The sequence below is a fragment of the Streptomyces sp. NPDC048197 genome (genome assembly GCF_043202395.1).
In the GTDB taxonomy this organism is placed as follows: domain Bacteria; phylum Actinomycetota; class Actinomycetes; order Streptomycetales; family Streptomycetaceae; genus Streptomyces; species Streptomyces siderophoricus.
Window position 1 is genome coordinate 24484 of the sequence record NZ_JBIDAJ010000006.1, and the last position, 25616, is coordinate 50099.

At 71.1% G+C, this 25616-nt stretch carries 25 protein-coding genes; 24 read left to right on the top strand and 1 reads right to left on the bottom strand.

Annotation, left to right across the window (positions count from 1 at the left end):
- The first annotated feature begins 8 nt into the window (after positions 1 to 8).
- The 13 genes from ACGF4C_RS10525 (at position 9) to nusB (ending at position 13033) form a co-directional block, all read left to right on the top strand.
- Positions 9 to 353 (top strand): DUF6167 family protein, encoded by a 345-nt coding sequence (locus ACGF4C_RS10525; protein ID WP_385860157.1) that lies wholly within the window; start codon positions 9 to 11, stop codon positions 351 to 353.
- The gene (gene alaS, locus ACGF4C_RS10530; protein WP_393565064.1) at positions 353 to 3022 is read left to right on the top strand and encodes an alanine--tRNA ligase; all 2670 of its coding nucleotides are present in this window, start codon (positions 353 to 355) and stop codon (positions 3020 to 3022) included. Before ACGF4C_RS10525 ends, alaS begins: the two co-directional genes overlap by 1 nt.
- Positions 3023 to 3036: 14 nt before the next feature.
- Positions 3037 to 3501: a Holliday junction resolvase RuvX gene (gene ruvX / locus ACGF4C_RS10535; RefSeq protein ID WP_030415336.1), complete on the top strand. Its 465-nt coding sequence runs from the start codon at positions 3037 to 3039 to the stop codon at positions 3499 to 3501.
- Between the two features lie 128 nt (positions 3502 to 3629).
- On the top strand, positions 3630 to 5387 hold the full coding sequence (gene mltG, locus ACGF4C_RS10540) for an endolytic transglycosylase MltG (protein ID WP_393565066.1): 1758 nt from the start codon (positions 3630 to 3632) through the stop codon (positions 5385 to 5387).
- Between the two features lie 32 nt (positions 5388 to 5419).
- On the top strand, positions 5420 to 6247 hold the full coding sequence (locus ACGF4C_RS10545; protein WP_393565068.1) for a shikimate dehydrogenase: 828 nt from the start codon (positions 5420 to 5422) through the stop codon (positions 6245 to 6247).
- Positions 6248 to 6371: 124 nt separating this feature from the next.
- A complete protein-coding gene (gene aroC, locus ACGF4C_RS10550) occupies positions 6372 to 7556 on the top strand; it encodes a chorismate synthase (RefSeq protein ID WP_107052810.1) in 1185 nt (394 codons plus the stop codon).
- Positions 7553 to 8110: a shikimate kinase gene (locus ACGF4C_RS10555; RefSeq protein WP_393565070.1), complete on the top strand. Its 558-nt coding sequence runs from the start codon at positions 7553 to 7555 to the stop codon at positions 8108 to 8110. Before aroC ends, ACGF4C_RS10555 begins: the two co-directional genes overlap by 4 nt.
- A complete protein-coding gene (aroB, locus tag ACGF4C_RS10560; RefSeq protein WP_393565072.1) occupies positions 8107 to 9198 on the top strand; it encodes a 3-dehydroquinate synthase in 1092 nt (363 codons plus the stop codon). The genes ACGF4C_RS10555 and aroB overlap by 4 nt, the downstream gene beginning before the upstream one ends.
- Positions 9195 to 9644, top strand: a complete 450-nt coding sequence (gene aroQ, locus ACGF4C_RS10565) for a type II 3-dehydroquinate dehydratase (RefSeq protein ID WP_030799936.1) — start codon at positions 9195 to 9197, stop codon at positions 9642 to 9644. The genes aroB and aroQ overlap by 4 nt, the downstream gene beginning before the upstream one ends.
- Before the next feature lie 237 nt (positions 9645 to 9881).
- Positions 9882 to 10775, top strand: coding sequence for a Pro-rich N-terminal domain-containing protein (locus tag ACGF4C_RS10570; RefSeq protein ID WP_393565075.1), 894 nt, complete (start codon positions 9882 to 9884; stop codon positions 10773 to 10775).
- Between the two features lie 85 nt (positions 10776 to 10860).
- Positions 10861 to 11967 (top strand): aminopeptidase P family protein, encoded by a 1107-nt coding sequence (locus ACGF4C_RS10575; protein WP_030412003.1) that lies wholly within the window; start codon positions 10861 to 10863, stop codon positions 11965 to 11967.
- A 65-nt stretch (positions 11968 to 12032) separates the two neighbouring features.
- Positions 12033 to 12599: an elongation factor P gene (efp, locus tag ACGF4C_RS10580; protein ID WP_030412004.1), complete on the top strand. Its 567-nt coding sequence runs from the start codon at positions 12033 to 12035 to the stop codon at positions 12597 to 12599.
- Positions 12600 to 12601: 2 nt separating this feature from the next.
- Positions 12602 to 13033: a transcription antitermination factor NusB gene (gene nusB, locus ACGF4C_RS10585; protein ID WP_030412005.1), complete on the top strand. Its 432-nt coding sequence runs from the start codon at positions 12602 to 12604 to the stop codon at positions 13031 to 13033.
- A 168-nt stretch (positions 13034 to 13201) separates the two neighbouring features.
- Here nusB and bldD read toward each other — a convergent pair whose 3' ends face one another.
- Positions 13202 to 13702, bottom strand: a complete 501-nt coding sequence (gene bldD, locus ACGF4C_RS10590; protein ID WP_030412006.1) for a transcriptional regulator BldD — start codon at positions 13700 to 13702, stop codon at positions 13202 to 13204.
- Positions 13703 to 13923: 221 nt separating this feature from the next.
- On the opposite strand from bldD, the gene pyrR reads away from it, so the two are divergent.
- From pyrR to rpoZ, 11 genes are all read left to right on the top strand, one after another.
- Positions 13924 to 14514, top strand: a complete 591-nt coding sequence (gene pyrR / locus ACGF4C_RS10595) for a bifunctional pyr operon transcriptional regulator/uracil phosphoribosyltransferase PyrR (protein WP_030412007.1) — start codon at positions 13924 to 13926, stop codon at positions 14512 to 14514.
- Between the two features lie 93 nt (positions 14515 to 14607).
- Positions 14608 to 15585, top strand: coding sequence for an aspartate carbamoyltransferase catalytic subunit (locus ACGF4C_RS10600; RefSeq protein WP_393565079.1), 978 nt, complete (start codon positions 14608 to 14610; stop codon positions 15583 to 15585).
- 4 nt (positions 15586 to 15589) lie between these two features.
- Positions 15590 to 16876 (top strand): dihydroorotase, encoded by a 1287-nt coding sequence (locus ACGF4C_RS10605; RefSeq protein ID WP_393565081.1) that lies wholly within the window; start codon positions 15590 to 15592, stop codon positions 16874 to 16876.
- Positions 16873 to 17475 (top strand): hypothetical protein, encoded by a 603-nt coding sequence (locus tag ACGF4C_RS10610; RefSeq protein ID WP_393565083.1) that lies wholly within the window; start codon positions 16873 to 16875, stop codon positions 17473 to 17475. Before ACGF4C_RS10605 ends, ACGF4C_RS10610 begins: the two co-directional genes overlap by 4 nt.
- Complete coding sequence (carA, locus tag ACGF4C_RS10615; RefSeq protein ID WP_393565086.1) at positions 17472 to 18629, top strand: glutamine-hydrolyzing carbamoyl-phosphate synthase small subunit; 1158 nt, start codon at positions 17472 to 17474, stop codon at positions 18627 to 18629. Before ACGF4C_RS10610 ends, carA begins: the two co-directional genes overlap by 4 nt.
- Positions 18622 to 21930: a carbamoyl-phosphate synthase large subunit gene (gene carB / locus ACGF4C_RS10620; protein ID WP_393565088.1), complete on the top strand. Its 3309-nt coding sequence runs from the start codon at positions 18622 to 18624 to the stop codon at positions 21928 to 21930. Before carA ends, carB begins: the two co-directional genes overlap by 8 nt.
- A 63-nt stretch (positions 21931 to 21993) precedes the next feature.
- Positions 21994 to 23103 carry a quinone-dependent dihydroorotate dehydrogenase gene (locus tag ACGF4C_RS10625; RefSeq protein WP_393565090.1) on the top strand — a complete coding sequence of 370 codons (1110 nt, stop codon included), beginning with the start codon at positions 21994 to 21996 and terminating at the stop codon, positions 23101 to 23103.
- The gene (gene pyrF / locus ACGF4C_RS10630) at positions 23100 to 23942 is read left to right on the top strand and encodes an orotidine-5'-phosphate decarboxylase (RefSeq protein ID WP_393565092.1); all 843 of its coding nucleotides are present in this window, start codon (positions 23100 to 23102) and stop codon (positions 23940 to 23942) included. The genes ACGF4C_RS10625 and pyrF overlap by 4 nt, the downstream gene beginning before the upstream one ends.
- 206 nt (positions 23943 to 24148) lie before the next feature.
- Complete coding sequence (mihF, locus tag ACGF4C_RS10635; protein WP_030412015.1) at positions 24149 to 24475, top strand: integration host factor, actinobacterial type; 327 nt, start codon at positions 24149 to 24151, stop codon at positions 24473 to 24475.
- A 38-nt stretch (positions 24476 to 24513) separates the two neighbouring features.
- Positions 24514 to 25137 carry a guanylate kinase gene (gmk, locus tag ACGF4C_RS10640; protein ID WP_393565095.1) on the top strand — a complete coding sequence of 208 codons (624 nt, stop codon included), beginning with the start codon at positions 24514 to 24516 and terminating at the stop codon, positions 25135 to 25137.
- Between the two features lie 103 nt (positions 25138 to 25240).
- On the top strand, positions 25241 to 25513 hold the full coding sequence (gene rpoZ / locus ACGF4C_RS10645; protein WP_030412017.1) for a DNA-directed RNA polymerase subunit omega: 273 nt from the start codon (positions 25241 to 25243) through the stop codon (positions 25511 to 25513).
- Positions 25514 to 25616 lie beyond the last annotated feature (103 nt).

Sequence of the window (25616 nt, forward strand, 5' to 3'; positions counted from 1 at the left end):
TCACCGCGATGTTCCGCCGCGCATTCTGGTTCACCACCGGCGCCGCCGCCGGGGTGTGGGCCACCAACAAGGTCCACCAAAAGCTGCGCAAGCTGCAGCCCGACAGCCTCGCCGCCCAGGCCGCGGACAAGGCCGTCGAGACCGGACACCGGCTGCGCCAATTTGCATTGGACGTACGCAGCGGAATGGCGGACCGTGAAGAGCAGTTGCACGAGGCACTCGGCCTGAGCACGCCGGCCGAGCCGCGTGAGCTGCCCGCACCGCGCCGCGCGGTGCTCGAAGGGCACCACCGAACCACGAGAACAACCGGACCGACCGGTCTGACCGGACCGACTGGAAAAGAGGACCACTGATGGAGTCGGCTGAAATCCGCAGGCGCTGGCTGCGCTTCTTCGAGGAGCGCGGGCACACCGTCGTGCCGTCGGCGTCGCTCATCGCGGACGACCCGACGCTGCTGCTGGTCAACGCGGGCATGGTCCCCTTCAAGCCGTACTTCCTCGGCGAGGTCACGCCGCCCTACAAGACGGCGACCAGCGTCCAGAAGTGCGTCCGCACGCCGGACATCGAGGAGGTCGGCAAGACCACCCGGCACGGCACGTTCTTCCAGATGTGCGGCAACTTCTCCTTCGGCGACTACTTCAAGGAAGGCGCCATCAAGCACGCCTGGGAGCTGCTGACCGGCTCGCAGGCCGACGGCGGCTACGGCCTCGACCCGGAGAAGCTCTGGATCACCGTCTACCTCGACGACGACGAGGCCGAGCGCATCTGGCACGAGGTCGTCGGCGTGCCCAAGGAGCGCATCCAGCGCCTGGGCAAGAAGGAGAACTACTGGTCCATGGGCGTCCCGGGCCCGTGCGGCCCGTGCTCCGAGATCAACTACGACCGCGGCCCCGAATTCGGCGTCGAGGGCGGCCCGGCCGTCAACGACGAGCGGTACGTGGAGATCTGGAACCTGGTCTTCATGCAGTACGAGCGCGGCGTGGGCACCGGCAAGGAGGACTTCGAGATCCTCGGCGAGCTGCCCAGCAAGAACATCGACACCGGCCTCGGCCTGGAACGCCTGGCGATGATCCTCCAGGGCGTCCGCAACATGTACGAGACCGACACCCTGCGCGTCGTCATCGACAAGGCCACCGAGCTCACCGGCGTCCGCTACGGCTCCGCCGACGGCACCGACGTCTCGCTGCGCGTGGTCGCCGACCACATCCGCACGTCCACCATGCTCATCGGTGACGGCGTCACCCCGGGCAACGAGGGCCGCGGCTACGTCCTGCGCCGCATCATGCGCCGCGCCATCCGCAACATGCGCCTGCTCGGCGCCACCGGCCCGGTCGTCGGCGAGCTGCTGGACGTGGTCATCCGGACCATGGGCCAGCAGTACCCCGAGCTGCTGGCGGACCGCAGCCGCATCGAGACCGTCGCCCTCGCCGAGGAGGCCGCCTTCCTCAAGACCCTGAAGGCCGGCACCAACATCCTCGACACCGCCGTGACGGAGACCAAGGCCGCCGGTGGTGCGGTCCTCGCCGGCGACAAGGCCTTCCTGCTCCACGACACCTGGGGCTTCCCGATCGACCTCACCCTCGAAATGGCCGCCGAGCAGGGGCTCTCGGTCGACGAGGACGGCTTCCGCCGCCTGATGAAGGAGCAGCGGGAGCGCGCCAAGGCCGACGCCCAGGCCAAGAAGCACGGCCACGCCGACCTCGGCGCCTACCGCGAGATCGCCGACAGCGCCGGCGCCACCGACTTCATCGGCTACGCCTCCACCGAGGGCGAGTCCACCGTCGTCGGCCTGCTCGTCAACGGCGTCTCCTCCCCGGCCGCCTCCGAGGGCGACGAGGTCGAGGTCGTCCTGGACCGCACCCCGTTCTACGCCGAGGGCGGCGGCCAGATCGGTGACACCGGCCGCATCAGGCTGGACAACGGCGCGGTCATCGAGGTCCGCGACTGCCAGAAGCCGGTTCCGGGCGTGTACGTCCACAAGGGCGTCGTGCAGGTCGGCGAGGTCACGGTCGGCGCCCCGGCGCACGCCACCATCGACGTGGTCCGCCGCCGCGCCATCGCCCGTGCCCACTCCGCCACCCACCTCACGCACCAGGCGCTGCGTGACGCCCTCGGCCCGACGGCCGCCCAGGCCGGTTCGGAGAACCAGCCGGGCCGCTTCCGCTTCGACTTCGGTTCGCCGTCCGCCGTGCCCACGGCCGTGATGACGGACGTCGAGCAGAAGATCAACGAGGTCCTGGCCCGCGAGCTCGACGTGCAGGCCGAGATCATGTCGATCGACGACGCCAAGAAGCAGGGCGCCATCGCCGAGTTCGGCGAGAAGTACGGCGAGCGGGTGCGGGTCGTCACCATCGGCGACTTCTCCAAGGAGCTGTGCGGCGGCACGCACGTGCACAACACCGCCCAGCTGGGCCTGGTGAAGTTGCTCGGCGAATCGTCCATCGGCTCCGGCGTGCGGCGCATCGAGGCCCTGGTCGGCGTCGACGCGTACAACTTCCTCGCCAAGGAGCACACGGTCGTCGCCCAGCTCCAGGAGCTGGTCAAGGGCCGTTCCGAGGAGCTGCCGGAGAAGATCTCGGCGATGCTCGGCAAGCTCAAGGACGCCGAGAAGGAGATCGAGAAGTTCCGCGCCGAGAAGGTGCTCCAGGCCGCCGCCGGGCTCGCCGAGGGTGCCAAGGACGTCCGCGGCGTCGCCGTCGTCACCGGCCAGGTCCCGGACGGCACGGCCGCCGACGACCTGCGCAAGCTGGTCCTCGACGTACGGGGCCGCATCCAGGGCGGCCGGGCCGCCGTGGTGGCGCTGTTCTCGGTCGCAGGCGGCCGCCCGGTGACGGTCATCGCCACCAACGACGCCGCCCGCGAGCGCGGCATCAAGGCCGGTGACCTGGTCCGTACGGCCGCCAAGACGCTCGGTGGCGGTGGCGGCGGCAAGCCGGACGTCGCCCAGGGCGGCGGCCAGAACGCGGCCGCGGTGCCCGAGGCCATCGAGGCCGTCGAGCGCCTGGTCTCCGAGGCGGCCTGACGCGCGTGAGTGAGATGCGACGCGGCCGGCGCCTCGCGGTCGATGTCGGGGACGCCCGTATCGGGGTCGCCTCGTGCGACCCCGACGGGGTCCTCGCCACCCCCGTCGAGACCGTGCCGGGACGTGACGTGCCGGCAGCGCACCGCCGGCTGAAGGCGATCGTCGAGGAGTACGAACCCCTCGAGGTCGTGGTCGGTCTGCCCCGCTCCCTCAGTGGGGGAGAGGGGCCGGCCGCGGCCAAGGTCCGGGCGTTCGCCCAGGAATTGGCAAAGAACATCGCACCCGTAGGGGTCCGGCTGGTCGACGAGCGGATGTCGACGGTCACCGCGACCCAGGGCCTGCGCGCCTCCGGCGTACGCAGCAAGAAGGGCCGCTCGGTCGTCGACCAGGCGGCCGCGGTGGTGATCCTGCAGAGCGCACTGGAAACCGAACGCCTCTCCGGGGAACCTCCGGGCGAGGCCGTCGAAGTGGTCATCTGATCGCGATACGGTAACGTGCCGCGCGATGCGGCGGTGGTTCGAACAGCCGCACGTGCAAGTAGAGGCGGATCGATACAGCAAGCGCGCTGCCCGTACGGAGCGCACCGCCTCTCGGCTCTAGGGGATCGATGACCGAGTATGGCCGGGGCTACGGCTCCGAACCGTGGCATCCCGAGGACCCGCTCTACGGAGACCAGGGGCCCTACGGAGGCCAGGAGCACCAGCCGCAGTGGGGCGGGCAGCAGCCCGCCCCGCAGCACCACCCGGATCCCCAACAGCATCCTCAGCAGCACTACGGCCAAGGCTGGGACGGCTCCTCGACCGGGCAGCTGCCGGCGTACGACCCGTACGACCCCTACGCCGCCCAGCAGCCCCCGGCCGATCCGTACGCCGGAGCGGGACAGGACTACTACGGCCACCAGGACCCGTACCAGCAGCAGCCCCAGCACGGGCAGCAGCAGCCACCGCACCACCAGCAGGCACCGCAGCACCAGCACCAGCAGGTGCCGCACCAGCAGCCGTACCCGCCGGAGCAGTACGAGCAGCACCCCGCCGGGGCGCCGTACGAGGACCCCGCCTACGAGAACCCCGCCTACGAGAACGCCGCGTACGAGAACACCGCCTACGAGGACGCGCCGGGCGACGACTGGCGGGGCGACCCCGAGCGGCCGCGGGAACCGGAGCCGGAGCACTCGTTCTTCGCCGGTGACGATGCCGACGAATACCCCGACGACGAACCGGGCGACCGCCGCGGCGGCCGCGAACGGCGCGGCAAACGGAACGGCAAGAAGAACAAACGCCGCAGCGGCACCGCCTGTCTGGTCATGACCCTGGTCTTCGCCGGCGCGGTCGGCACCGTCGGCTATTTCGGCTATGACTTCTTCATGGCCCACTTCGGATCGGCGCCCGATTACGAGGGCGAGGGCTCGGGCTCCGTCCAGGTCGACATTCCGGACGGTTCGACCGGCTTGGAAATGGGCCAGATCCTGGCGAAGAAAGGCGTGATCAAGAGCGCCGGGGCCTTCACCGAGGCGTCCGACGAGAACCAGAAAGCCAGGTCGCTCCAGCCAGGTACGTATTCCCTCCGCAAGCAGATGTCGGCGGCCTCGGCGATCCAGCTGATGCTGGACCCCAAGAGCCGCAACGGCTTGACGATCCGTGAGGGGCTGCGGGCCGGCGCGGTCTATTCGCTCATCGACAAAAAGCTCAAGCTCACGCCCGGGACCACCAAGAAGGTTGCCCGGACCCAGGCCAAGAACCTTGGCCTGCCGTCCTGGGCGAATGACGCGCCGCACATCAAGGACCCGCTGGAGGGTTTCCTCTTCCCGTCCACCTACAGCGTGGGCAACCACGCGAAACCGGCGGACGTGCTCAAGCAGATGGTCGGCCGGGCCACCAAGGAATACGGGAAGTACGACCTGGAGGCCGAGGCCGAGAAGTTCCACCTCAAGTCGCCGCTGCAGGTCATCACCGTCGCCAGCCTCACTCAGGCCGAGGGCATGACGCACGACGACTTCCGAAAGATGGCCGCGGTCGTCTACAACCGACTGTCGCCGAGCAACACCGACACGAACCAGAAGCTCCAGTTCGACTCGACGTACAACTACCTGAAGAACCAGAGCAAGATCGATATCAGCCTGGACGAGATCAATCACTACGACGACCCCTACAACACGTACTTCTACCGGGGTCTGCCACCCGGACCGATCGGAAACCCCGGCGACGAGGCGCTGAAGGCGACGGTCAACCCGGACACCACCAAGCGGTGGCTCTACTTCGTCTCCATAGACGACAAGAAAACCGAATTCGCCACGAACCTCACCGAGCACAACAAGCTCGTCCAGGAACGCGAGAAGTGGCAGCAGGCACACGGAAATGGGAACTGAGGCGAGGCAGGGCCGTGACGGAGAACCAGGCTGTGTCGGCATTCAAGAAGGCGGCGGTCCTAGGGTCGCCCATCGCGCACTCCCTTTCCCCGGTGCTGCACCGCGCCGCCTATGACGCGCTCGGGCTCACCGGCTGGGAATACGGCCGGTACGAGGTCGACGAGGCCGCACTGCCCGGATTCCTGGAAAAGCTCGGGCCGGAGTGGGCCGGGCTCTCGCTGACCATGCCGCTCAAGCGCGCGGTGATCCCGCTGCTCGACGAGATCACCCCCACCGCGTCCTCGGTCGAGGCGGTCAACACCGTCGTCCTCACCCCCGACGGCCGCCGCCTGGGCGACAACACCGACATCCCCGGCATGGTCGCGGCATTGCGCGAACGCGGTGTCACGGAGGTCGAGCGCGCGGCGGTCCTCGGCGCCGGAGCCACCGCCTCCTCCGCGCTCGCCGCGCTCTCCCGGATCTGCTCGGGCCCGGTCACCGCGTACGTGCGCAGCGAGGCGCGGGCCGCGGAGATGCGGCAGTGGGGCGAGCGGCTGGAGGTGGACGTCCGCACCGCCGACTGGGCGGACGCGGCCGAGGCGCTCAGCGCGCCGCTGGTGATCGCCACCACCCCCGCCGGCACCACCGACGCCCTGGCAGCCGCCGTCCCGGACCGCCCCGGCACGCTCTTCGACGTCCTCTACGAGCCCTGGCCGACCGCGCTCGCCGGCGCCTGGGCCGACCGCGGCGGCGCGGTGGTCGGCGGCCTGGACCTGCTGGTGCACCAGGCCGTGCTGCAGGTGGAACAGATGACGGGCCGCTCGCCCGCCCCGCTGGCCGCGATGCGCGCGGCCGGTGAGGCCGCCCTCGCGGCCCGCTGAGCCGCCGGACGGTTCCCGCGCGGGACGCCGGGGTCCGCTTCCTGGACTCGGCGCCGCCGCTCCCGCGTGACGTGGGAGGATCAGGGGGAGACCGTACGCGGATGAGCAGTACTGAGGAGCACCGTTGAGCAGGTTGCGCTGGCTGACGGCGGGGGAGTCGCACGGCCCCGCACTGGTGGCGACGCTGGAGGGCCTTCCGGCCGGGGTCCCGGTCACCACCGACTTGGTGGCGGACGCCCTGGCGCGCCGCCGGCTGGGCTACGGCCGCGGTGCCCGGATGAAGTTCGAGCGGGACGAGGTCACGTTCCTGGGCGGGGTGCGACACGGCCTGTCGCTGGGCTCGCCGGTGGCGATCATGGTGGGCAACACCGAGTGGCCCAAGTGGGAGCAGGTGATGGCGGCCGACCCGGTGGATCCGGAGGAGCTGGCTGCGCTGGCCCGTAACGCGCCGCTGACCCGTCCCCGTCCCGGTCACGCCGACCTCGCCGGAATGCAGAAGTACGGTTTCGACGAGGCCCGCCCGATCCTGGAGCGCGCCTCGGCCCGGGAGACCGCGGCCCGGGTCGCCCTGGGCGCGGTGGCCCGCTCCTTCCTCAAGGAGACCGCCGGCATCGAGATCGTCTCGCACGTCGTCGAGCTGTGCTCCGTGAAGGCGCCGCAGGGCGTCTACCCCACGCCGGCCGACGTCGAGAAGCTGGACGCCGACCCGCTGCGCTGCCTGGACGCGGACGCCTCGAAGGCGATGGTCGCGGAGGTCGACCAGGCCCACAAGGACGGCGACACGCTCGGTGGTGTGGTCGAGGTGCTGGCGTACGGCGTGCCGGTCGGCCTGGGCTCGCACGTGCACTGGGACCGCAAGCTGGACGCCCGGCTCGCCGGTGCCCTGATGGGCATCCAGGCGATCAAGGGCGTCGAGATCGGCGACGGCTTCGAACTGGCCCGGGTGCCCGGCTCCAAGGCGCACGACGAGATCGTGGGCACGCCCGAGGGCATCCGGCGCGTCTCCGGCCGCGCCGGCGGTACCGAGGGCGGCCTCAGCACCGGCGAGCTGCTGCGGGTGCGGGCCGCGATGAAGCCGATCGCGACCGTGCCGCGCGCCCTGAAGACCGTGGACGTCACCACCGGCGAGCCGGCCCAGGCCCACCACCAGCGCTCCGACGTGTCCGCCGTGCCGGCCGCCGGGATCGTCGCCGAGGCCATGGTGGCCCTGGTCCTCGCCGATGCCGTGGTGGAGAAGTTCGGCGGCGACAGCGTGGCCGAGACCCGCCGCAACGTGCAGGGCTTCCTCGACAACCTGGCGATCAAATGACGTCCCCGGTCGTGGTGTTGATCGGCCCGCCCGGTGCCGGTAAGTCCACGGTGGGCGCGCTGCTGGCCGAGCGGCTGGGGGTCGGCTACCGGGACACCGACGCGGACGTCGTCGCCACCGTCGGCCGGCCGATCGCCGAGATCTTCATCGACCAGGGCGAGGCGCACTTCCGCGGACTGGAGCGGGAGGCGGTCCGCACCGCGCTCGACGAGCACCCGGGCGTGCTCGCGCTGGGCGGCGGCGCGATCCTCGACGAGGGCACCCGCACGCTGCTCACCGGGCTGCCGGTGATCTTCCTCGACGTCGAACTCGCCGACGCCGTCAAGCGGGTGGGCCTCGACGCGCCCCGCCCGCTGCTCGCCGTCAACCCGCGCAAGCAGTGGCGCGAACTGATGGAACGGCGTCGTCCGCTCTACACCGAGGTCGCGCGCGCCGTGATCCCCACGGCGGAGCGCACCCCCGGCCAGGTCGCCGAGGCGATCCTGGACGCATTGGACCTACGGCCGGCCGCGGGCGGCGCCCCGCAGGCGGCCCACAGGGAGGAGAACGCATGACGGAGCAGGCCACCCGGATCCAGGTCGGCGGCACCGCGGGCACCGACCCGTACGAGGTGCTCGTCGGGCGGCAGCTGCTCGGTGAACTCCCGGGCCTGATCGGCGCCGGGGTGAAGCGGGTCGCCGTGCTGCACCCGGAGGCGCTGGCCGCCACCGGTGAGGCACTGCGCGAGGACCTCGCCTCCCAGGGCTACGAGGCGATCGCCGTCCAGCTGCCGAACGCCGAGGAGTCCAAGACGGCCGAGGTCGCGGCGTACTGCTGGAAGGCGCTGGGGCAGTCCGGCTTCACCCGCAGCGATGTGATCGTCGGCGTCGGCGGCGGGGCCACCACCGACCTGGCCGGTTTCGTCGCCGCCACCTGGCTGCGCGGCGTGCGCTGGATCGCGATCCCGACCACCGTCCTGGGCATGGTCGACGCCGCGGTCGGCGGCAAGACCGGCATCAACACCGCCGAGGGCAAGAACCTCGTCGGCGCCTTCCACCCGCCGGCCGGGGTGCTGTGCGACCTGGCCGCGCTGGACACCCTGCCGGTGCACGACTACGTCTCCGGCCTGGCCGAGGTCATCAAGGCCGGTTTCATCGCCGACCCGGTGATCCTCGACCTGATCGAGGCGGACCCCGAGGCCGCCAAGCGCCCCGACGGCGTGCACACCGCCGAGCTGATCGAGCGGGCGATCCGGGTCAAGGCCGAGGTGGTCTCCGCGGACCTCAAGGAGTCCGGTCTGCGGGAGATCCTCAACTACGGCCACACCCTCGCGCACGCCATCGAGAAGAACGAGCGCTACAACTGGCGGCACGGCGCGGCGGTCTCCGTCGGCATGGTCTTCGCCGCCGAACTCGGCCGGATCGCCGGCCGGTTGGACGACGCCACCGCCGACCGGCACCGCGCGGTGCTGGCCTCCGTCGGGCTGCCGCTGACCTACCGCGGCGACCAGTGGCCCAAGCTGCTGGAGACGATGAAGGTCGACAAGAAGTCCCGCGGCGACCGGCTGCGCTTCATCGTCCTGGACGGCCTGGCCAAGCCGACCGTCCTGGAGGGCCCGGACCCGGCCATGCTGCTCGCCGCGCACGCGGAGATCGCCTCATGAGTGGCGCACTGCGGCGGGTACTCGTTCTGAACGGGCCCAACCTCGGCCGGCTGGGCTCCCGTGAGCCCGATGTCTACGGTGCCACCTCCTACGCCGGACTGGTCGAGGAGTGCGCCCGGCTCGGCAAGGAGCTGGGCCTGGAGACGGAGGTCCGGGAGACCAACGACGAGGGCGAGATGATCCGCTGGCTGCACGAGGCCGCCGACGGAGCCGTCCCGGTCGTCATCAACCCCGGTGCGTTCACGCACTATTCGTACGGAATGCGGGACGCGGCCGCCCAGCGCACCGCCCCGCTCATCGAGGTGCACATCTCCAATCCGTACGCCCGCGAGCAGTTCCGCCACACCTCGGTCATCGCGGCCGTGGCCAGCGGCACGGTGGCCGGATTCGGCATCGGCTCGTACCGGCTCGCGCTGCGTGCGCTGGCCGAGGAACTGAACGACTGACGCGTCCCGACGGGCGCTTCGGGCCCGCCCCCGGCCGTTCACGCGGTGCGTGCCGGGGGTAGGAGGCCCCCGGCGCGCCGCCGGGAGGGTACCGTTCGCAAGCAGTACCTCCCCACGCCGGCGGCCGTGGGCCCAACGGCCCCTGGGGGCCGCCGGGTTACCGCACGGCGCACCGGGCAGTCCGGCCCGGCGCCGTGCCCCGCACCACGTCGACCGCACGAGACGGAGAGCCACCGGATGCAGTACGCAGTGGGGGCTCCGCTGCCGCCGCCCCACGGGCAGGCATCAGGACCCGGGGCCGCCATGCACTGGACGCCCAACCCGGCAGGGCCCACCCCGCCCACCTCGCCGCCGGCCCCGCCGGCCGCCCCGCCCGCACCTCCCGCCCCCGCAGCCCCGCCGCCGCCCGTGCAGCAGCCCGCCCCGCAGCCGGGCTGGCACGGTCCCGCGCCGCAGCAGGCCCCGCAGCCCACCGGGCACAGCACCGACATCACCGGCCATGTCCAGCTGCCGCCGGGCGCGCCGGTGCCGCTGCCGAGCCCGCCCTCCGACCCGGCCGCGCCGGACGCCGCGCACGCCGCCGTCGCGGTGCTGCTGATCGGCCCGGCCGGCGCGGGCAAGACCAGCGTCGCCCGCCACTGGGCCGACACCCGCCGGGTGCCGACCGCGCACATCAGCCTGGACGACGTCCGCGAATGGGTCCGGGCCGGCTTCGCCGACCCGCAGTCCGGCTGGAACGACCACTCCGAGGCGCAGTACCGCCTGGCCCGCCGGACCTGCGGTTTCGCCGCCCGTAACTTCCTCGCCAACGGCATCTCCTGCATCCTCGACGACGCGGTCTTCCCGGACCGTCCGGTCGTCGGCCTGGGCGGCTGGAAGCGCCACGTCGGCCCCGGGCTGCTGCCGATCGTGCTGCTGCCCGGTCTGGAGATCGTGCTGGAGCGCAACGCCCGGCGCACCGGCAACCGCCGGCTGTCGGACGAAGAGGTGGCCCGGATCCACGGCCGGATGGCCGGCTGGTACGGCTCGGGCCTGCCGATCATCGACAACTCCCAGCACGATGTCGCCACGACGGTGCGGGTGCTGGACGACGTGGTCGCCCGCTCGCTGGCCAGCCCGCCCAGCTGGTAGCCGCCCTCGGGCGCGTCCTTGCTGGTCGTCCCCCGGGCGGCCCCCTCGACCGGCCGCCGCGGGGGAGCCGCCGTACCCTTGCGATATGTCCGAGTTGTACGCGGCCCGACGCACGCGGCTGCGCGACCGCTGTGCCGCAACCGGAAGCGCCGCCGCCCTGATCTCGCGCCCCGCGAACGTCCGCTACCTCACCGCCTGCGCCCCGCCGGGCGCCGCTCTGCTGCTGGGCCCGTCCGACGACCTGCTGCTGTGCGGCAGACCGCTGAGCGGCGATCCGTCCGAGGGGCGGCCGGTGGACGACGTACGGGTGTCGGTGCTGCCCGGCCGCGGCGGTGACCCGGTGGTGGCCGGCGCCGACCTGGCCGCGAAGGCCGGCGCGGACACCCTGGCCGTCGAGGAGCACCACCTGACCGTCACCCGGCACCGGGCGCTCTCCCAGGTCGCCCCGCAGCTCCGGCTGGCCGACCTGGCCTGTGCGGTCGAGGCGCAGCGGCTGGTCAAGGACGACGACGAGATCGCCTGTCTGCGGATCGCCGCGGAGATCGCCGACCAGGCGCTCGGCGAACTGCTGGAATCGATCCTGGTGGGCCGCACCGAGCGGCATCTCGCGCTGGAGCTGGAACGCCGGCTGGTGGACCACGGCGCGGACGGCCCGGCCTTCCCGACCTCCGTGGCGACCGGCCCGAATTCCGGCCGCCCGGGGCATCTGCCCACCGACCGGCGGGTGGAGGAGGGCGACTTCCTCAGCGTCTGCCTGGGGGCGAACTACCGCGGCTACCGCTGCGAGATCGGCCGCACCTTCGTCATCGGCACCACCCCGTCGGACTGGCAGATCGAGCTGTACGATCTCGTTTTCGCAGCCCAGCGGGCCGGCCGGGAGGCGCTCGCGCCGGGGGTGGAGTGCCGCGAGGTGGACCGGATCACCCGCCATGTGCTCGATGCCGCGGGGTACGGCGAGCGGCTCGGACCGTGGACCGGGCACGGTGTGGGGCTCGAAATCGATGAGGACCCTCAGTTGTCCCCGGCCGCCATGGGTAAACTGGACGCTTGCGTGCCGGTCACCGTCGAGCCGGGGGTTCACATCCCGGGCCGTGGGGGTGTCCGGATCGACGACACACTCGTCGTCCGCCCCGAGGCGGACGGCGGGCCCGAGCTACTCACGATCACGACCAAGGAGCTGCTCGCACTCTGAGCCGCAGCGGCTCGGTGGGCGTCGCTCCGGGTCCCACCACCTGCAGTCCAGGAGATTCCGCAACCGTGGCATCCACGAACGACCTCAAGAACGGCATGGTGCTCAAGCTCGAAGGCGGCCAGCTCTGGTCCGTCGTCGAGTTCCAGCACGTCAAGCCCGGCAAGGGCCCGGCCTTCGTCCGCACCAAGCTCAAGAACGTGCTCTCCGGCAAGGTGGTGGACAAGACCTTCAACGCCGGTGTGAAGGTCGAGACGGCCACCGTCGACAAGCGCGGGATGCAGTTCTCGTACATGGACGGCGACTACTTCGTCTTCATGGACATGGACACCTACGACCAGCTGCACGTCGACCGCAAGGCCGTCGGCGACGCCGCCAACTTCCTCATCGAGGGCTTCGAGGCGGTTGTCGCGCAGCACGAGGGCGAGGTGCTCTACGTCGAGCTGCCGGCCGCCGTCGAGCTCGTCGTCCAGGAGACCGAGCCGGGCGTCCAGGGCGACCGCTCCACCGGCGGCACCAAGCCCGCCACGCTGGAGACCGGCCACCAGATCCAGGTCCCGCTCTTCATCACCACCGGTGAGAAGATCAAGGTCGACACCCGCACGAGCGACTACCTCGGCCGGGTGAACAGCTAACCGTGGCTGCCCGCAGCAAGGCCCGTAAGCGCGCGTTCCAGATCCTCTTCGAGGCCGATCAGCGCGGCGCCGACGTGCAGTCCGTGCTCGCGGACTGGATGCGGCACGCCCGGACCGACCCCCGGCAGCCGCCGGTGAACGAGTACACCCTCCAGCTCGTCGAGGGGTACGCGGACCACATCGTCCGCATCGACGAGCTGATCTCCACCTACGCGGTCGACTGGGACCTGGACCGGATGCCGGCGGCCGACCGCTCGATCCTCCGGCTCGGGGCCTACGAGCTGCTCTGGGTGGACGACACACCGGACGCGGTGGCGATCGACGAAGCCGTGCAGCTCGCCAAGGAGTTCTCCACGGACGACTCGCCGGCCTTCGTCAACGGCCTCCTCGGCCGGCTGAAGGAGCTGAAGCCGGGTCTGCGGCGCGAGGCGTAGCAGCCGGCGCCGCGGGACGCGGCAGAGCACGGGACGGGCCCGGAGCGTTGGGTGAACGCTCCGGGCCCGTTCGTATGCCCGCACCGGCGCCCGGGGACGGCGGCAAACGGAACCGCCGCCCCGGGCTTGCCGGAGCGGCGGTACGTTTCTGCAGAGGCCGGGAGAGGCTCAGATCTCCTCGTGGGACACCGCGCGACGGGCGTCGGCGTCGAGCACGCCCCAGCTGATCAGCTGCTCGGTCAGCACCGAGGGCGACTGGTCGTAGATGACGGCGAGGGTCCGCAGGTCGTCCTGGCGGATCGAGAGGACCTTGCCGTTGTAATCACCGCGCTGGCTCTGGATCGTGGCGGCGTAGCGCTGCAGCGGGCCGGCCTTCTCCTGCGGGACGTGGGCCAGCCGCTCCAGGTCGAGCACCAGCTTCGGCGGCGGCTCGGCCGCGCCGCCCGGTGTCGTCCCCGGCAGCAGTTCCTGCACCGGAACGCCGTAGAAGTCCGCCAGCTCGGCAAGGCGCTGCACGGTGACGGCACGGTCGCCGCGCTCGTACGAACCGACCACCACGGCCTTCCAGCGACCCTGGGACTTCTCCTCGACGCCGTGAAGGGAGAGGCCCTGCTGGGTGCGGATGGCGCGGAGCTTGGCCCCGAGCTGTTTGGCGTATTCGCTGGACATATAGCTCCCCAGACAGCTGTATCGACATGCGGCTCCGCCGCGTGGCTGGTAACTCACTGTGAGGTTACGCAGCGTAATCTCGGTTCGTCAAGCGGAATGGGTCAGACCCTCACCCGTCAGGGGTGCAGACGGGCCAGCAGAGCGGTCCTGGTAACCTGACTGCGTAATTCCGACGTCCTTTAAGGTCCGTCCCGTGAGGCGGAGAAGGAGGTCCGTTTCGTATGGACGCAAACAGCTCCGAAGCGGGAGCCCAGCTCCCCGCGCGGCCGGTGCTCGAAGGCCCGGACATCGCGCGCATGCTCACCCGCATCGCCCACGAGATCGTCGAGCGCGCCAAGGGCGCTGACGACGTGGTGCTGCTGGGAATCCCCACCCGTGGCGTCTTCCTCGCCCGGCGGCTGGCCGCCAAGCTCCAGGACATCACCGGCCGCACGGTTCCGGTGGGCTCGCTCGACATCACGATGTACCGCGACGACCTGCGCCTGGGCCCGGCCCGGACGCTCGCCCGCACCGAGATCCCCGCCGAGGGCATCGAGGGCCGGGTCGTCCTGCTCGTCGACGACGTCCTGTTCTCCGGACGCACGATCCGCGCCGCCCTGGACGCCCTGGGCGACATCGGCCGGCCGCGCGCCGTCCAGCTGGCGGTCCTCGTCGACCGCGGCCACCGCGAACTGCCCATCCGCGCCGACTACGTCGGCAAGAACCTCCCCACGTCGCTGCGGGAGGCGGTCAAGGTCCAGCTGACCGAGGAGGACGGCCGCGACGCCGTACTGCTCGGCCTCAAGCAGACCGCCCCGGCCGGCGAGCGCTAGCGCACCGCTGACGGACCCGGTGACCCCGGGCCCGCACGCATGCCTGCCTGACGGACATTCCCGTACCCCTCCCTCACACACGGAGAAAACCGGATGAAGCGCCACCTCATCTCGGCCGCCGACCTCACCCGCGACGACGCCGTGCTGATCCTCGACACCGCCGAGGAGATGGCCCGGGTCGCCGACCGGCCGATCAAGAAGCTCCCCACCCTGCGCGGACGCACGGTCTGCAACCTCTTCTTCGAGGACTCCACCCGCACCCGGATCTCCTTCGAGGCCGCCGAGAAGCGGCTCTCCGCGGACGTCATCAACTTCGCGGCCAAGGGATCGAGCGTGTCCAAGGGGGAGTCCCTCAAGGACACCGCGCAGACCCTGGAGGCGATGGGCGTCGACGCCGTCGTCATCCGGCACGGTGCCTCCGGCGCCCCCTACCGGCTCGCCAACTCCGGCTGGATCGACGCCCCGGTCATCAACGCCGGTGACGGCACCCACCAGCACCCCACCCAGGCCCTGCTCGACGCCTTCACCATGCGCCGCCGGCTGATCGGCCCGGACGCCGGGATCGGCCAGGACCTGTCCGGCCGGCGCATCACCATCGTCGGCGACGTGCTGCACAGCCGGGTCGCCCGGTCCAACGTCGACCTGCTGCACACCCTCGGCGCCGAGGTCACCCTGGTCGCCCCGCCCACCCTGGTGCCGGTCGGCGTCGAGACCTGGCCCTGCGAGGTGTCGTACGACCTCGACGCCGTGCTGCCGAAGTCCGACGCCGTGATGATGCTGCGGGTCCAGCGCGAGCGGATGAACGCCGCGTTCTTCCCCACCGAGCGCGAGTACTCGCGCCGCTACGGCCTGGACGGCGACCGCATGGCGCGGATGCCCGGACACGCCCTGGTGATGCACCCCGGGCCGATGGTCCGCGGCATGGAGATCACCGCCGAGGTCGCCGACTCCGGACGCTGCACGGCCGTCGAGCAGGTCGCCAACGGCGTCAGCATCCGGATGGCCGTCCTCTACCTGCTCCTGGGCGGCAACGAGCCCGCCGTCACCCACCCCCGTACCGAGGAGAAGTAAGACCATGAGCAAGATTCTGATCCGCGGTGCGCAGGTGCTCGGCGGCGAGCCGCAGGACGTCCTGATCGACGGCGAGTTCATCGAGACCGTGGGCAGCGGCCTCGACGCGGACGGCGCCGAGGTCATCGAGGCCGGCGGCAAGGTCCTCCTCCCCGGGCTCGTCGACCTGCACACCCACCTGCGCGAGCCCGGCCGCGAGGACTCCGAGACCGTCCTCACCGGCACCCGCGCGGCCGCCTCCGGCGGCTACACCGCCGTCTTCGCCATGGCCAACACCTTCCCGGTCGCCGACACCGCCGGTGTCGTCGAGCAGGTCTACCGGCTCGGCCGGGAACACGGCTACTGCGACGTACAGCCCATCGGCGCCGTCACCGTCGGCCTGGAGGGCAAGAAGCTCGCCGAGCTCGGCGCCATGCACGAGTCCGCCGCCGGGGTCACCGTCTTCTCCGACGACGGCAAGTGCGTCGACGACGCGGTGATCATGCGCCGGGCGCTGGAGTACGTGAAGGCGTTCGGCGGCGTGGTCGCCCAGCACGCCCAGGAGCCGCGGCTGACCGAGGGCGCCCAGATGAACGAGGGCATCGTCTCGGCCGAGCTGGGCCTGGGCGGCTGGCCCGCGGTCGCCGAGGAGTCGATCATCGCCCGGGACGTGCTGCTCGCCGAGCACGTCGGCTCCCGGGTCCACATCTGCCACCTCTCGACCGCCGGATCGGTGGAGATCGTCCGCTGGGCCAAGTCCCGCGGCATCGACGTCACCGCCGAGGTCACCCCGCACCACCTGCTCCTCACCGACGAGCTGGTGCGCACCTACAACCCCGTGTACAAGGTCAACCCGCCGCTGCGCACCGAGCGCGACGTGCTGGCCCTGCGCGAGGCGCTGGCCGACGGCACGATCGACATCGTCGCCACCGACCACGCCCCGCACCCGCACGAGGACAAGGACTGCGAGTGGGGCGCCGCGGCCATGGGCATGGTCGGCCTGGAGACCGCGCTCTCCGTCGTCCAGCACACGATGGTCGACACCGGGCTGCTGGACTGGGCCGGCGTCGCCGAGCGGATGTCCTTCCGGCCCGCGCGGATCGGCCGCCTGGAGGGCCACGGCCGGCCCATCTCGGCTGGTGAGCCCGCCAACCTCACCCTGGTCGATTCCGCTTACCGTGGAGAGGTGGACCCCGCGGGCTTCGCCTCCCGCAGCCGCAACACCCCCTACGAGGGCCGTGAGCTGCCGGGACGCGTCACCCACACCTTCCTGCGGGGCCGCGCAACGGTCGTCGACGGGAAGCTCGCGTGACTCCTCCACTGATCCAACTGGCCGAGGCGCAGCGGTCCGCGCCGGTCACCGACTGGGCGGCACGGCTCGGCTGGGTCGCCGGCCTGCTGGTCCTCGTCGCGTTCGTCTACTGGCTGATGCGCCAGGGCTGGAAGTGGCGCGGCACGCTCCAGGGCGACCTGCCCGAGCTGCCGGCCACCCCCCAGGACCCGGGAGAGCCGAAGCTGACGCTCAGCGGGCGCTACCACGGCTCCACCACGGCCGGGCAGTGGCTCGACCGGATCGTGGCGCACGGCCTGGGCACCCGCAGCCGCGTCGAGCTGACCCTCACCGAGGCGGGCCTGGACGTCGTACGGCCGGGCGCGACGGACTTCTTCGTGCCGGCCGCCGCGCTGCGCGGCGCCCGCCTCGACAAGGGCATCGCCGGCAAGGTCCTCACCGAGGGCGGCCTGCTCGTCGTCACCTGGCAGCACGGGGACCAGGAGCTCGACTCCGGTTTCCGCTCCGACCGTGCCGAGGAGCACCCCGCCTGGGTCGAGGCCCTCACCGCACTGAGCACCACCCCCACCCGCACCACCCGAAACACCACCGAGCAGAGCGAAACGGAAGGCGCACGATGACGACCTCCACCAGGGGAAGCTCCTCTTTGAGGAACAAGGCGCTTCCCGCCGTACTTGTCCTGGAGGACGGCCGCACGTTCAGCGGGCGTGCCTACGGGGCCGTGGGGGAGACCTTCGGCGAAGCGGTGTTCTCCACCGGCATGACCGGCTACCAGGAGACGCTGACCGACCCCTCGTACCACCGCCAGGTCGTCGTCATGACCGCCCCGCACATCGGCAACACCGGGGTCAACGACGAGGACCCCGAGTCGCAGCGCATCTGGGTCGCCGGCTACGTCGTCCGCGACCCCGCCCGGATCCCGTCCAACTGGCGCTCGGTGCGCTCCCTGGACGAGGAACTCACCGCCCAGGGCGTCGTCGGCATCAGCGGCGTCGACACCCGCGCGCTCACCCGCCACCTGCGCGAGCGCGGCGCCATGCGGGTCGGGATCTTCTCCGGCGACGCGCTGCCCGACGCGGGCACCATGCTCGCCAAGGTGCGTCAGGCCCCCGAGATGAAGGGCGCCGACCTCTCCGCGCAGGTCGCCACCAAGGAGGCGTACGTCGTCCCGGCGATCGGCGAGAAGAAGTTCACCGTCGCCGCCGTCGACCTCGGCATCAAGGGCATGACCCCGCACCGCATGGCCGAGCGCGGCATCGAGGTGCACGTCCTGCCCGCCACCGCCACCGTCGAGGACGTCTACGCCGTCAACCCCGACGGCGTGTTCTTCTCCAACGGCCCCGGCGACCCGGCCACCGCCGACCACCCGGTCTCCGTCATGCGCGGCGTCCTGGAGCGCAAGACCCCGCTCTTCGGCATCTGCTTCGGCAACCAGATCCTCGGCCGCGCGCTGGGCTTCGGCACCTACAAGCTCAAGTACGGCCACCGCGGGATCAACCAGCCGGTCCAGGACCGTACGACCGGCAAGGTCGAGGTCACCGCGCACAACCACGGATTCGCCGTCGACGCCCCGCTCGACAAGGTTTCCGACACCCCCTTCGGCCGCGCCGAGGTCTCCCACGTCTGCCTCAATGACAACGTGGTGGAGGGTCTGCACCTCCTCGACCAGCCGGCCTTCAGCGTCCAGTACCACCCCGAAGCCGCCGCGGGTCCGCACGACGCCGCGTACCTCTTCGACCGCTTCGTTTCCCTGATGGAGGGCCAGCGTGCCTAAGCGCACCGATATCCAGTCCGTCCTGGTCATCGGCTCCGGCCCGATCGTCATCGGACAGGCCGCCGAGTTCGACTACTCCGGCACCCAGGCCTGCCGGGTCCTCAAGTCCGAGGGCCTGCGCGTCATCCTGGTGAACTCCAACCCGGCGACGATCATGACCGACCCGGAGATCGCCGACGCGACCTACGTCGAGCCGATCACCCCGGAATTCGTCGAGAAGATCATCGCCAAGGAGCGCCCCGACGCCCTCCTGCCGACCCTCGGCGGCCAGACCGCGCTCAACACCGCGATCTCCCTCCACGAGGCCGGCACCCTGGAGAAGTACGGGGTCGAGCTCATCGGCGCCAACGTCGAGGCGATCAACAAGGGTGAGGACCGCGACCTCTTCAAGGAGGTCGTGGAGGAGGTCAACCGCAAGATCGGCCACGGCGAGTCCGCCCGCTCGGTCATCTGCCACTCCATGGACGACGTCCTCGCGGGCGTCGAGGAGCTCGGCGGCTACCCCGTCGTCGTCCGCCCGTCCTTCACCATGGGCGGCGCCGGCTCCGGCTTCGCGCACGACGAGGACGAGCTGCGCCGGATCGCCGGCCAGGGCCTCACCCTCTCCCCGACCACCGAGGTGCTCCTGGAGGAGTCCATCCTCGGCTGGAAGGAGTACGAGCTGGAGCTGATGCGCGACAAGAACGACAACGTCGTGGTCGTCTGCTCCATCGAGAACTTCGACCCGATGGGCGTCCACACCGGCGACTCGATCACCGTCGCCCCGGCCATGACGCTCACCGACCGCGAGTACCAGATCCTGCGGGACGTCGGCATCGCGGTCATCCGCGAGGTCGGCGTGGACACCGGCGGCTGCAACATCCAGTTCGCGGTGAACCCCGAGGACGGCCGTGTGATCGTCATCGAGATGAACCCGCGCGTATCGCGTTCCTCGGCGCTCGCCTCCAAGGCCACCGGCTTCCCGATCGCGAAGATCGCCGCCCGTCTCGCCGTCGGCTACACCCTCGACGAGATCCCCAACGACATCACCGAGAAGACGCCGGCCTCCTTCGAGCCGACCCTCGACTACGTCGTCGTCAAGGTGCCGCGCTTCGCCTTCGAGAAGTTCCCGGCCGCCGACGCCAAGCTGACCACCACCATGAAGTCGGTCGGCGAGGCCATGGCCATCGGCCGCAACTTCCCCGAGGCGCTGCAGAAGGCGCTGCGCTCCCTGGAGAAGAAGGGCAGCCAGTTCGACTTCGCCGGCGAGCCGGGCGAGAAGGCCGCCCTGCTGGAGAAGTCCCAGGTCCCCACCGACGGCCGGATCAACACGGTCATGCAGGCGATCCGCGCCGGTGCCACCCCCCAGGAGGTCTTCGACGCCACGAAGATCGACCCCTGGTTCGTCGACCAGCTCTTCCTGGTCAAGGAGATCGCCGACGAGATCGCCGGCGCCGACAAGCTCGGCCCGGAAATCCTCGCGGAAGCAAAGCGCTACGGCTTCTCCGACGCCCAGATCGCCGCGGTCCGGGGCCTGCGCGAGGACGTCGTGCGCGAGGTCCGGCACGCCCTCGGTGTCCGCCCGGTCTACAAGACCGTGGACACCTGCGCCGCCGAGTTCGCCGCGAAGACCCCGTACTTCTACTCGTCCTACGACGAGGAGAGCGAGGTCGCCCCGCGCGAGAAGCCGGCCGTGATCATCCTCGGCTCCGGGCCCAACCGCATCGGCCAGGGCATCGAGTTCGACTACTCCTGCGTCCACGCCTCGTTCGCGCTGTCCGACGCCGGCTACGAGACCGTGATGGTCAACTGCAACCCGGAGACCGTCTCGACGGACTACGACACCTCCGACCGCCTGTACTTCGAGCCGCTCACGCTGGAAGACGTGCTGGAGATCGTGCACGCCGAGACCCAGGCCGGCCCGGTCGCCGGCGTCATCGTCCAGCTCGGCGGGCAGACCCCGCTGGGCCTGGCGCAGGCGCTCAAGGACAACGGCGTGCCGATCGTCGGCACCTCGCCCGAGGCCATCGACCTCGCCGAGGAGCGCGGCGCCTTCGGCCGGGTCCTCACCGAGGCCGGGCTGCCCGCCCCCAAGTACGGCACCGCCTTCTCCTTCGACGAGGCCAAGCGGATCGCCGCCGAGATCGGCTACCCGGTCATGGTCCGGCCGTCCTACGTCCTCGGCGGCCGCGGCATGGAGATCGTCTACGACGAGCCCTCGCTCGGCGAGTACCTGGAGCGGCACGCGGGGCTGATCTCCGAGCACCCGGTCCTCATCGACCGCTTCCTCGACGACGCCATAGAGATCGACGTCGACGCGCTCTACGACGGCCAGGAGCTCTACCTCGGCGGCGTCATGGAACACATCGAGGAGGCCGGCATCCACTCCGGCGACTCCGCCTGTGCGCTGCCCCCGATCACCCTCGGCGGCTTCGACATCAAGCGGCTGCGCGCCTCCACCGAGGCCATCGCCAAGGGCGTCGGCGTACGCGGACTGATCAACATCCAGTTCGCGATGGCCGGCGACATCCTCTACGTCCTGGAGGCCAACCCCCGCGCGTCCCGCACCGTCCCCTTCACCTCGAAGGCGACCGCGGTACCGCTGGCCAAGGCCGCGGCGAGGATCTCGCTCGGCGCCACCATCGCCGAACTGCGCGCCGAGGGCCTGCTGCCGAAGACCGGTGACGGCGGCACCCTGCCGCTGGACGCGCCGATCTCCGTCAAGGAGGCCGTGATGCCGTGGAGCCGGTTCCGCGACGTCCACGGCCGCGGCGTGGACACCGTCCTCGGCCCGGAGATGCGCTCCACCGGCGAGGTCATGGGCATCGACTCGGTCTTCGGCACCGCCTACGCCAAGTCGCAGGCCGGGGCGTACGGCGCGCTGCCCACCAAGGGCCGGGCGTTCGTCTCCGTCGCCAACCGCGACAAGCGCTCGATGATCTTCCCGGCCCGGGAGCTGGTCGCGCACGGCTTCGAGCTGCTCGCCACCTCCGGTACGGCCGAGGTGCTGCGCCGCAACGGCATCAACGCCACCGTCGTGCGCAAGCAGTCCGAGGGCGAGGGCCCGAACGGCGAGCAGACCATCGTCCAGCTGATCCACGCCGGCGAGGTCGACCTGATCGTCAACACCCCGTACGGCACCGGCGGCCGCCTCGACGGCTACGACATCCGTACGGCGGCGGTGGCCCGCTCCGTACCCTGCCTGACCACGGTCCAGGCCCTCGCGGCCGCCGTCCAGGGCATCGAGGCGATGAACCGCGGCGACGTGGGCGTCAGGTCACTCCAGGAACACGCGGAACACCTGACCGCGGCCCGCGACTAGCAGCCCGTGAGGGGGACACAGCGAAACCGCCGCTGTGTCCCCCTCTTCATGAGGACACACACCATGTACCAGCTCTTCTTCCGGCTCTTCTTCACGCGCATGGATCCCGAGCGGGCCCACCACCTGGCCTTCGGCTGGATCCGGCGGGCCGCGCAGGTGCCCGTGCTGCGCACCTTCCTCGCCGCCGCCCTCGCCCCCCGCCACAAGGAATTGCGCGTCGAGGCGTTCGGCCGCCGGATGCACGGCCCGTTCGGCCTGGCCGCCGGCTTCGACAAGAACGCGGTCGCCATCGACGGCATGACCATGCTCGGCTTCGACCACGTCGAGATCGGCACGGTCACCGCCCAGCCGCAGCCCGGGAACCCCAAGAAGCGCCTGTTCCGGCTCGTACCGGACCGCGCGCTGATCAACCGCATGGGCTTCAACAACGACGGTTCCGCGTCCGTCGCGGCCCGCCTGGCGGCCCGCAACCCGGTCTTCCCGACCACCCTCGGCGTCAACATCGGCAAGACCAAGATCGTCCCGGAGTCCGAGGCGATCGGGGACTACGTCACCTCCACGGAGCGGCTGGCCCGGCACGCCGACTACCTGGTCGTCAACGTCTCGTCGCCGAACACCCCGGGCCTGCGCAACCTCCAGGCGGTCGACCACCTGCGGCCGCTGCTGACCGCGGTCCGCGAGGCCGCCGACCGCACGGTCACCGACCGCCGGGTCCCCCTCCTGGTCAAGATCGCCCCGGACCTGGCCGACGAGGACGTCGACGCGGTCGCCGACCTCGCCGTCGAACTCGGCCTGGACGGCATCATCGCCACCAACACCACCATCGCCCGCGAGAGCCTGGGCCTGACGTCCGACCCGGCCGTGGTCCAGGAAACCGGCGGCCTCTCCGGCGCACCCGTCAAGCAGCGCTCCCTGGAGGTGCTGCGCCGCCTCTACGCCCGGGTCGGCGACAAGATCACCCTGGTCGGCGTCGGCGGCATCGAGACCGCCGAGGACGCCTGGCAGCGCATCCTCGCCGGCGCCACCCTCGTCCAGGGCTACAGCGCCTTCATCTACCAGGGCCCGTTCTGGTGCCGCTCGATCCATAAGGGCCTGGCCGCGCGCCTGCGCACCAGCCCGTACGCCACCCTCGCCGACGCCGTCGGCGCCGAGCACAAGAAGGTGAGCCAGTGACCGATCCCTTCGGCGCGCGCCTGCGCCGCGCCATGGACGAGCGGGGGCCGCTCTGCGTCGGCATCGACCCGCACGCCTCGCTGCTGGCCGACTGGGGCCTGAACGACGACGTCGCGGGCCTGGCCCGGTTCACCCGCACCGTCGTCGAGGCGCTCGGCGAGCACGTCGCCGTCTTCAAGCCGCAGTCCGCGTTCTTCGAGCGGTTCGGCTCGCGCGGCCTGGCCGTGCTGGAGACCGCCGTCGTCGAGGCCCGCGAGCGCGGCGCGCTGGTGCTCATGGACGCCAAGCGCGGCGACATCGGCTCCACCATGGCGGCCTACGCCGAGACCTATCTGCGCCCGGGCTCACCGCTGTTCTCGGACGCCCTGACGGTCTCCCCGTACCTCGGCTACGGCTCGCTGAAGCCGGCCGCCGACCTGGCCCGGGAGAGCGGCGCGGGCCTGTTCGTGCTGGCGCTGACCTCCAACCCGGAGGGCGCCGAGGTCCAGCGCGCGGTCCGTGAGGACGGCCGGACCCTCGCGGCGACCATGCTCGGCCATCTCGCCGCCGAGAACGCCGGTGCCGAGCCGCTGGGCTCCTTCGGCGCGGTGGTCGGCGCGACCCTCGGCGATCTCTCCTCGTTCGACCTGGCGATCAACGGCCCGCTGCTGGCTCCCGGCATCGGCGCACAGGGCGCCACCCCGGCCGACCTGCCGGCCGTCTTCGGCGCCGCGGCCGGCAACGTCCTCCCCAGCGTCAGCCGGGGGGTGCTGAAGCACGGTCCGGACGCCGCCGGACTGCGCGCCGCGGCGGACCGATTCACCGAGGAAGTGCGCACCGCGCTCGACAAGGCACCGTAAGACGGGGAGTTTGGTCCCGAATTGTCCTGGTCAGCAGAGTCTGACCAGGACTTTTCGTCTGTTCTCGCTGACTCCGGCGCGCTCGGCCGCTAGTCTCCGTCGAGAGCAGTGCACGTAAGCGCGTTGCTCGTTGCTCCGCAGATGCGGGGCGACTAGGTTCCACACCGGTCCTTATCCGACAGTTCGACATCCGAGGTGACGTAGGCGTGGCTCTTCCGCCCCTTACCCCTGAACAGCGCGCAGCCGCGCTCGAGAAGGCCGCCGCGGCTCGCCGGGAGCGCGCCGAGGTCAAGAATCGGCTCAAGCACTCCGGTGCTTCCCTCCACGAGGTCATCCAGCAGGGCCAGAAGAACGACGTCATCGGCAAGATGAAGGTCTCCGCCCTCCTGGAGTCCCTGCCCGGCGTGGGCAAGGTCCGCGCCAAGCAGCTCATGGAGCGGCTCGGGATCTCCGAGAGCCGCCGCGTCCGGGGCCTTGGCTCCAACCAGATCGCGGCACTGGAGCGCGAATTCGGCGGCAGCGCTTCCGGCTGAATTTTCCGGCATCGCCGGGAAGCTGGAATAATCGCTGCATGAGTTCTGCAGTCTCCCGGGGGACGACCCCCGCCGGCCCCCCGGCCAGACAACCGCGACTGACCGTGCTCTCCGGCCCCTCAGGGGTCGGCAAGAGCACGGTCGTCGCGCATATGCGCAAGGTCCACCCCGAGGTGTGGCTCTCGGTATCGGCCACCACCCGCTCCCCGCGACCCGGTGAGCGGCACGGCGTCCAGTACTTCTTCGTCGACGACGAGGAGTTCGACAAGCTGATCGCCAACGGCGAGCTGCTCGAATGGGCCGAGTTCGCCGGCAACCGCTACGGCACCCCGCGCCAGGCGGTCCTGGACCGCCTGGCGGCCGGCGAGCCCGTCCTGCTGGAGATCGACCTGCAGGGCGCCCGCCAGGTCCGGGAGTCCATGCCCGAGGCCCAGCTGGTCTTCCTCGCCCCGCCGAGCTGGGAGGAGCTGGTCCGCCGGCTCACCGGCCGGGGCACGGAGGCGCCCGAGGTCATCGAGCGCCGCCTGGAGGCGGCCCGGGTCGAGCTGGCCGCGGAGAAGGAGTTCGACGTGACGTGCGTCAACACCTCCGTCGAGGACGTGAGCCGTGAGCTGCTAGCCTTGATGCTGCATCGATCCGGGGACAAGAGCACCAGCGGCTGACCCCGCGGAGCCGCTCCGGCTCCGGACGCACAGACTTTGCGCCGGCCCGTACGACGGCCGGGCGCATGCCACCCAGGCTTCATCCCCTTTCGGAAGGTAGAGAGTGTCCTCTTCCATCACCGCTCCCGAGGGCATCATCAACCCGCCCATTGATGAGCTTCTCGAGGCCACCGACTCGAAGTACAGCCTCGTGATCTACGCCGCCAAGCGCGCGCGGCAGATCAACGCGTACTACTCCCAGCTCGGCGAGGGCCTGCTGGAGTACGTCGGCCCGCTCGTGGACACCCACGTCCACGAGAAGCCCCTGTCGATCGCGCTGCGCGAGATCAACGCGGGTCTGCTGACCTCCGAGTCCATCGAGGGCCCGGCCCAGTAGGCAGTAGCAGGTTCATCCAGGGCCCGGCGGCACTTCCGCCGGGCCTTTGGTGTGTCATAGGGACTACAGAGGCGCTACGGACGTGGTGCGGACCACAAGCTCG